Annotated in this window: 5 protein-coding genes and 1 pseudogene; 1 reads left to right on the top strand and 5 read right to left on the bottom strand. The window is 50.1% G+C overall.

What is annotated here, in order from left to right; all coding sequences use genetic code 11:
• The 5 genes from QNK41_RS13770 to QNK41_RS13750 form a co-directional block, all read right to left on the bottom strand.
• Positions 1-2,222 (bottom strand): sulfatase-like hydrolase/transferase (locus QNK41_RS13770; RefSeq protein WP_319257883.1); only part of this gene is annotated, 2,222 nt, incomplete at its 3' end.
• A gap of 333 nt (positions 2,223-2,555) precedes the next feature.
• Positions 2,556-3,191 (bottom strand): cytochrome P460 family protein, encoded by a 636-nt coding sequence (locus QNK41_RS13765; RefSeq protein WP_319257881.1) that lies wholly within the window; start codon positions 3,189-3,191, stop codon positions 2,556-2,558.
• Between the two features lie 77 nt (positions 3,192-3,268).
• Complete coding sequence (locus tag QNK41_RS13760; protein ID WP_319257879.1) at positions 3,269-4,495, bottom strand: cytochrome c; 1,227 nt, start codon at positions 4,493-4,495, stop codon at positions 3,269-3,271.
• A gap of 40 nt (positions 4,496-4,535) precedes the next feature.
• The gene (locus QNK41_RS13755) at positions 4,536-5,249 is read right to left on the bottom strand and encodes a DUF2231 domain-containing protein (RefSeq protein WP_319257877.1); all 714 of its coding nucleotides are present in this window, start codon (positions 5,247-5,249) and stop codon (positions 4,536-4,538) included.
• A gap of 336 nt (positions 5,250-5,585) precedes the next feature.
• Complete coding sequence (locus QNK41_RS13750; protein ID WP_319257875.1) at positions 5,586-6,575, bottom strand: nitronate monooxygenase family protein; 990 nt, start codon at positions 6,573-6,575, stop codon at positions 5,586-5,588.
• A 352-nt stretch (positions 6,576-6,927) separates the two neighbouring features.
• Here QNK41_RS13750 and tnpC point away from each other — a divergent pair.
• Positions 6,928-8,345 (top strand): annotated as a pseudogene (gene tnpC, locus QNK41_RS13745) (IS66 family transposase).
• Positions 8,346-8,951: the final 606 nt, after the last annotated feature.

Below are 8,951 nucleotides of genomic sequence, written 5' to 3'. Positions count from 1 at the left end.
AGCGCCGGTTCTTCGGTCAACAGGTTGATTTTTTCCTCAGGATCATTGGTCACATTGAACAATTGCAAGAGATCGAATTCGGCAAAATAGACCAGTTTCCATTCCCAGTTGCGGTACAGAAAATAGCGGCGCTTGAATGAGGCCCTTCCAGCCACATCCCTGTTCAAGTAAGGCTGTTGCTTATTGTCCAGGATCAGGGGAAGCAGGGAGATGCCCATGCGGGGGTCATCATAGGGTGGATCGACCGTATAGCCTGCCAGATCGGCAAGGGTCGGCACGATGTCCGCGGCGATGACCGGTACCGCTTCAAATCGTTTCTGGAGATTGTGCGTGGCAAGAATCAGTGGGATCCGGATTTCTTCTTCGTAGACGGTATGCCCGTGAAGACTGGCGCCATGTTCCCAGAACTGCTCACCGTGGTCGGCAGTAAACAAGATCACTGTGCGATCATAAATGCCTTCGTGTTTGAGCCAGGCCACAAACCGGGCAAAAGCCCGATCGATATAGGATAAATTATTGTCGTACAGATCCCGTGGCGAGTCTCCGAAGTCCAGCCCGTCTTCTTTCTTCCACAGATCGTTATGAACATCCATAAGTTGCAAGAAACATAGAAACCGCTCGCCCCCCGGCAGCCCACGGATGGCATTACGGGCTGCGTCGAACACCTCATCCGCAGTCGCCGATTGACGGTCGCTGACCGCACGCGGGATGGCCAGCTCGGTGACCGGCAGATCAGGTGGATAGAGGTGTCGTGGGCCGAACCCCTTCATCAGCATGTAATGCTGAATTCCCTCGGCTTGGGCGATTTTATAGTACAAATTTTCCCGATGCAAACCGGGACCGTAGAGCGTGAAACGGCTCCGGCCGGCAACCAGGAGCGGAAAAGCGGCGAAAGACCCGCCGCCCTGACTGTATGCCCGCCGAAACGATATCGCCTCCTCCCGGGCCCAGCGATCCAGAAACGGTGTCAGGTTGCGATGGTAGCCGGCGGAATGAAACGCATCCCCACGCAGGGCATCCGCGACAATAATCAGCAGATTGAAGTCTTCAGGCAAACGTGAAGGCTGGGTCTTTTTCAGTTTCCATGGCTGGGGCCACGGGTGTGGATGTTGATTCTGGGGGGGCCGCTGACCGAGTTGAATCCATTGATCAAGCCGCAAAACGCGGGCGAACGCTCTGGCAAATGTGGTGTCCACCCGGGTGAGTTCGTTGAATTGAAGCACGGCGGCCTTGATCTCCGGTTTGGCTGCCAGCCCCAAAAAGGGCAGAAATCCCAAACAGGCTACGATCGCCAAGGCTACCCCCTGCCGGCGGAACCGAAAAGGCGCATCGATCCGCCGATGAAGACGCTGCTCTATCAAGAGCGCGACGATTCCGGCGAGTGCAACGGATACAATTTTAATGATTGCGCCTTTGAGATAGGAAAATGCCGTAAACCAGGGATTAAATATATCTCCGAATAGCATTAAATACCCACCGGCGACACAGGCGCCGAGGGCCGCCGTGGAAATCAGGACCCAGCTGGTTTTGCTGGCAGACCGCAGGCTAAAGAGCCAGGTAAGCGGAAAAATAAGGGTTGCGCCCATGGTCAGCGAAACGACACTGATCATACTGCTGTGTTGCGGTCGGGGGAGATGAGGAGTGAGTCTGAAAAAAACACGCGTCAATAAAAACCCGCCCGACACGCTGAAAAAGACGATCAGTTGCCAGATGGTCGTTCTTAAATACAGTTGATCGATCTGCCAGGCGATCGCATGATAAAGCGTCACAAAGAGGAACGCCGTAAAAGCGGCGATCAAAGCAAAGAAGACCAGGAAATAGGGTGCCCAACGAAATTTCTCAGCCACATCTGATGACTTGCACAGGTGCCTGAAGCCGGCAACAACGATGAGCATGCCGATACCCACCCAAACATTGATCGTCCCCGATAATAGAGAAGGAAACACATATCGCAGGAACGCGTCCCACTTTGAGTCCAGCACGATCAGGTCAGCCAATCGGTGCCAGGACGGCTCAATCAATGAGACAAAGGCCCCAATCATAAACAGCAGAAACAGAAAAATCCCGGTATTTGCGGAATCCTGTCGGAAATTGAGCAGGTGCGGATCGATGCCGTAATTGCCGGCATAGCGGAATGCAATTATCCCCTGTACGAGCACGGATATGATCAGCACGGTCGAGGCCGGGAACAGATAGGCCGTCTTCGCGAAAAGAATCGACATCCCGATGACGCCGATGCCGAGTGCTTCAAGGCAAATCCAAAGCCGCAACCATCTGCTTGCGGTATCTGAAGATTGTCGCACATGTCGGATTTGGATCCATCCCACCCCAAAAAGATAGGCCAGGCCAATGCCCATGCAGATGATAATATTGTCCCGAATCCAGGAAAAGCCCGGGCTCTCGCCTGCTGAAATTTCCTGGCCCAGAGGGCTGTGGATTGCCGAAAAAAGTGCGTTGCATACAACGACGACAAGGGCCCCCGCGCAGTGGAGCCACGGCAACATTTGAAATAATGCGGATGGGTTGTTTTCTTTTAAATGCACACGCATATACTTTTATGGAAATTGGGTGAAAATCAGATCCCCCGTATAGTGAAAGGCAATGCTGTGGCATGAATGGCATTCGCGTACCCGGGCGGCTGTAATCAAGGGATTCCCATCCGGATTAAACCTGGAATAGGCCCAATTCACCGGATAGCATGCTTGAAGGAAAGAATCTTTGTCGGCGTTTATCTTTGACATAGCGGCGATTTCAATCAATTTGTCGGATTCTCTTTTAAAGGCACTTCCCTTGTATATCTCAATGACAATGGTTGTTCCGACAGGCCAGAATCGAAAAGCACCCTGGCCGCCTTGATTGTCTGCTATCACCGATCGCTTCAAATCCGATTGTCGATAAAAAATCCAGGCGCTCTGGTCGCTGGCAAATCGTCGGATATGGACGAATTTGGCCGACCAACCATTTTGCGGATTGCCTGTGGTATCGCGATAGGCCGGCAGCGTGATCGGCCGGTTCGTGTAATCGAATCCTGCAGGGATCGTAACTGACGGGTCGCTAATGAGCCGCAGGCCGGGGGGTGAGAGCCGGATGTCAATCTCCATGCAATGAATGGAAACGGCGAATAGGGCTAAAAGAAAGAATGCGCCCGGAATCAACATTCTTCGGATGCGGCAAAGGCGCGATGCGATCATATTCAACTCGCCGGCGATCGAAATTAGGGCTGATCCGCTCCTGCCTCGAGGCGAAAGCCCAGGCAACAGGAGAAGCGTCAATGTGTTTTTAAGAAATTAACAATTGCCCTTAGCTCTTCTTCTTTTAGATGTTTGAACGGCGGCATTTTATCCCCACCATTGATAATCCGCTGCCGAACATTGTCTTCGCTTGCCGCCTGGCCGGATTCCGGCAGTAACGGATTTTTAAACAGACCCAGCAAGCTGGGTCCTACCTTTCTGTCCTTGCGGTCGGCATAATGACACACGGAGCAATTGTCCGTAAAAAGCTTTTCGCCCGACAGCGCGGCTTTGGCGTTTTTTAGTTTGCTGAAAACCCAGTCGCCGGACCGGTCCGCTAATCGGAAAGGCCCCTCGAGCAGAATTTTATTCTCCTGACAGTGCAATTTGAGCTCAGCGCTGCCGGTCTTGCCTTCAAAGCGATAAGCAATGGACACCGCATCGGCGTTTTGCTCCATTTTGTCGATGAGCAGATTACCTGCAATCTGCTCGCCGGATAGCACTCCCGGCTGCGTTTGAGAGAACCGGTAAATTTTATCGAAATTGGATTTCCAGATCCCGGGGATGTCGCAATTCAGGGTCTCTGTGTGCGCCACGGCCGGCTTGAACACGGACTGGCCCGCCCCGTCATAGATAGTACCATTGCTGCACTGGTGATCGGCGACCACGACGAGCCAGCCACTCAGATCCTCACCATCCAATGCCACCGGGATGAATGGGGAAAGGTATTCACCGTTTGGAAAATCGGCCTTTTTATCCTTTATATCCCCATCTTTCGGCACCAGACGATACGATTTAAAACGTTTGGTATCGACCGCCAGCATTTGGGGGCCCAGGTTGGCGTCGGTATCATCCACCTGCATGGAAATTTGAAATACCTGATTGGTAATTTTATTGAACGTGATGTTGGATATCCTGGGGTTATCGGCGGGCGTTCCATCAACCGGTAAAATGATCGGGATATCATTATCAGTCCCAGCGGCAATTTGTATCTGCAGCGGGAAATAAATATAGTTTTCGCTGTAAACATGCAGCCCCCAAGGCCCGCCGGAGGGAAGTGGGATTTTAAAGGTGCCGTCCGATCCAATGGCGCCGCCCACTAAAAATGCATTGTTGTGCAGCTCTCCTTTTTCCAGTGCCAACGCCCCGCTGGCAACCACCCTGCCGTCAGCGGTAATGACCCTGCCGGACACATAGGTTTGGGCCCATGTTGGCGAGAAAAATAAGGCCCATGACATTCCAACGCCGGCAACAACCAGAATCATCCTTTTCCATCGGGTTGACTTTGAAACCATTTTTTTACCTTTACAGTGTTTTAAGATAGGTAATCAGGTCTTCCACCTGCTCCGGCGGCAAGTGTCCGAAAGGCGGCATTTTGTCGATTGGTTCGTTTAAGCGCTTGCGCAAGTTCTCTTCCGAAACCGCCCAATCGCTCACCGGGAATTTATCACTTTTGAACAATCCCTTTAACCCCGGACCCACTTTTTTAGCCGTGCTGTCACTGAGATGGCAGGCAGAGCAGTTTTGATTGAAGACGAGCAAGCCCTCCCCCCCGGCCGTCGGGCTCTCCGACACGGCGGTAGCCGATGCGCTGCTGCTATAGACCAACTCACCGCCAAAATAGCCCAAACCGATAGTGCTGCACAAGGCAAGCGTGTACAACAAGATGACGACCTTAGAAACCCGCTGACTGAAAAATCCGAATGTGACCGCTATAATAAGCAGAATAATCAGGATGCCCGCCAGAACCAGTTTCATTTGGATAGGGAACAGAAGCGAGCCGCCATAGAAATGCTGCCAATCCATAATACCTAAAGCAGCTGTCGGTAAAGCGGCGATCAAAGCCAGAATACAACAATGTCTTGCGGTTTGAGCCAGGTTTTTCTTTCGAAAAACCAGGGCGGCCAAAACAAAGATAAATGCCCCCATAACCATTCCGATGGGCACATGTGTGAGGGTCGGGTGAAGCGGGTGGGAGTACCCGAATTTTGTCAGGGTCTGATAAATAAACGTAGTCATTTTAATGCCCCCCTATCGGGAATAAAACCGACTTAGTCGATTGCTATCAGCTTGATAAAGGACTGAAAATATGGGACGTGTCGGGCGATGCGTTTCATGAATCACTCATTGGACTGGGTACCTGATCGATTACCTCATGTCAGATTGACAAGTCAATCATTAAACTGTTTGAAATGCCAGTCCCCATGCCCTGCGACCCTGCTGCCGGTGGGCGAATACCCCTTTAGGACGGCTTTTGCATAGTCCTTGATCATACCTGACAGAAATTGTTTTCTTTCTCACCCATGGCCACAAAATAAGTTTGATGTTTCCTTGCTTTAGAATTTGATAAAGCATTCATATGGGGCTCTTCTCAGTCAACATACCTTCAAGACGACCCCGGATGAGCGACTCGGCATCGGACATGATGCTTTCGAGAAGCGCCTTGCAGGTCGGGATGTCATCAATCAAACCGGCAACCATTCCACAGGACCACGCGCCGGCATGAATCTCGCCATCCATCATGACCTTGGGATAAACGCCGGCCACCTCCTCAATAATGTCTTCAAACGTAATATTTTGGCCCAGTGATGCCTCTTTTTCCAATAGGCGCTCGACAGCGTCGTTGTTAAGGACACGCTCGGTGTTCCTCAGAGGACGCATAATCAGGCGCGTATCCAACTCCGTGGCCGCCACGATCGCTTGTTTCACTTTTATATGTACTGGCGCTTCCTGAGTTGCAATGAAACGCGTGCCCATATTGATGCCATCCGCTCCCATGGACAGGGAAGCAACGAGGCTGCGCGCATCCGCCATGCCACCCGAGGCGACGAACGGAATGGCTAACGCATCTGCCGCCCGCGGCAACAAGATCATATTCGGAATGTCATCTTCACCCGGATGGCCACCACACTCGAATCCGTCAACCGAAGCGGCATCGCAACCAATTTTCTCCGCTTTCAGGGCATGACGCACCGAGGTACATTTATGGATTATCTTCACCCCTGCGTCTTTTAGCTTCGGCAGGTATTGCTGGGGATTACGGCCAGCCGTTTCAACGATTTCAACGCCGCCTTCGATGATGGCGTCGATGTAGCCCGGGTAATCGGGTGAAGTGACGGTGGGCAGGAAGGTCAGGTTCACTCCGAAAGGCTTATCCGTCATTTTGCGACAGCGCTCAATTTCCCTGGCGAGATCCGACGGCGTCCTCTGCGTCAAGCCGGTTATGATCCCGAGACCTCCAGCATTAGACACGGCTGAAGCCAATTCTGCGAATCCAACATAGTGCATGCCGCCTTGAATGATCGGGTGTTGGATGCCAAAAAGTTCGGTAATACGGGTTTTCATCATTCACTCCTTCAAAATTTTATCGTGCATCAGTCGAAATCAAGTGAACCCCAATGTTGCATAAAAACATGCGAAAATTATTGGTAACTACACAGCAAAAAGTTAAAAAAGAAGTAAAAAAGACTTGACAGGGTTTTTGTGAAAAACCCTGATTTTAATATGTTTCCGACGATTTTTCATATTCCAACAACCAGACGAATTGATAGCTTGACAGGAGGACTTTTGACCCGAACAAGCAACCCGTTTGAGCCCAATATTTTTCGACGCGCTAATGTCGATTAGAGGACCAAAAATTCCGGTTTCAAAACCTGTGTTATAGTACCTTCAGCAATAAACACAGGAATTGAACCGAATGAAAATCGAAAACATCGACATCCAAAGTACGATTGAAAAGGCCCAAACCCTGATTCGGGATGATGAGCAATTGTCGGCGACCACGAAATCGATGTTCGAGAGTTTGATTCTGGTCATCACCCTGCTCGCCAACCGGTTGAATCTAAATAGCACAAACAGCAGCAAGCCGCCATCGACCGATCCGAATAGAAAAAAGCAGGCCCGAAAAAAGAGCAGGAACAAGGCCGGCGGTCAAAATGGTCATGTGGGCACAACCCTTAAAAAGATCGATAACCCGGACAGGGTTAAGGAAATCAAGGTCGATCGCCGCAAACTACCTGCGGGCCAATACCGGCAGGTGGGGTTTGAATCTCGCCAGGTGTTCGATATCGATATCTCAAGGTTGCTGACCGAATATCGGGCGCAAATTCTGGAGGATGAAAAAGGTCACCGGTTTGTGGCCCCATTTCCCAAAGGGGTGACCCAGGCGGCCCAATATGGTGTGCAGATCAAAGCCCACTCGGTCTATCTGTCGCAATATCAGCTGATCCCTTATAACCGGGTCCAGGAGTATTTTGCCGATCAGCTCCAGATACCGATCGGCGAGGGGTCGATTTTCAATTTCAACAAAGAGGCCTACGGTTTGTTGGCTGACTTTGAAAATCGAACACGAACTGAGTTGGCTGCCGCAAAGGTAGCGCATGCCGATGAAACCGGTATCAATCTTGGAGGCAAACGATATTGGCTGCATTGCTTATCCAACGATCAATGGACCTGTTATCATCCCCATGAAAAAAGGGGTACAGACGCCATGAATGATATGGGGGTCTTGCCGATGTTCTCGGGGATACTGTGTCATGATCACTGGAAGCCTTATTTTACATACGATTGCACTCACGCCCTTTGCAACGCCCATCACTTAAGGGAGTTGGAAAGAGCCTGGGAACAAGACGGTCAAGCGTAGGCCAAACAGATGAAAGGGTTGCTGGAAACGATTAACCGTAAGGTCATTGATGCCGGTGGCGCCTTGGATGATAAAGGATAAAAAAATACCGCAAAAAATACCGAGACCTGCTTAAACAAGCCGAAATCGAATGCCCGGAACCCATAAGGGACAAGAAAAAAGGCAAAAGAGGTCGGATCAAAAAATCGAAATCCAGAAATCTGTTGGAACGGCTAAGGGATTTTGAAAATGATGTGCTCCGGTTTATGGATGTTGATTATGTTCCGTTCACGAATAATTTGGGTGAAAATGACATCCGTATGACCAAAGTTCAACAAAAGATATCGGGATGCTTTCGCTCAATCGAGGGTGCCCAGATCTTCTGCCGTGTTCGAGGCTACTTGTCGACTTGTCGTAAGCACGGGGTGTCGTCAAGTCATGCACTAAGTTGTTTGTTTGATGGAAAGCTGCCGGATTTTCTTCCGCAAGATTAGTATTGCTGATAGTTTACGCTGAATGGTTACATGTATTTTACTAAAATAACTAAAAAAGAAACAGGGGTCAAGCGCTTTGGCTAAAATAGCAAACCCAATTATTTTATTTACGATTGCCTCTCTAAAATAGGATGCATGGTAAAATGAGTTAATCCCGGTTCCAATACGGGTCCCAGGGCGAATGTTCTACATGATGTCCGGGAGTCATCCCAAATGATCCAGATGTCAGCTTGGCTAATATCGACGTTCACTCGTAGACGAAATCGATTACACATTGGTATAGATCGAGTGTAGACAAAAGAGTACCTGATCAGATCAGGTGTGCTTTGCTGAAAACCCACAATATCTAAGAATACTGAGGTCTTTGCCTCGATCAGGATTGTTGGCATGGACCATGCTGTTCTAAACTGATAACGGCAACCTAACAGTTGTTCTATACGTTTCACGGACAAGGGGCTATTACTGGCCCCTTGTCCATTTGTGGGGGATTGATTAGGTAATCACAAGTTGTGGCAGCCATGAAATTGATGGGATATTATCTGCAATTGGGCCAAGGTTGAGATAAGGTATTGGTACCTGTCGTTTTTACAGGTTTGATTTATTGCA

The sequence above is a fragment of the Desulfosarcina sp. genome (genome assembly GCF_033791525.1).
Taxonomy (GTDB): Bacteria; Desulfobacterota; Desulfobacteria; order Desulfobacterales; family Desulfosarcinaceae; genus Desulfosarcina.
The sequence above is the reverse complement of the archived record's forward strand: the minus strand, read 5'-3'. Positions and strand labels throughout refer to the sequence as shown.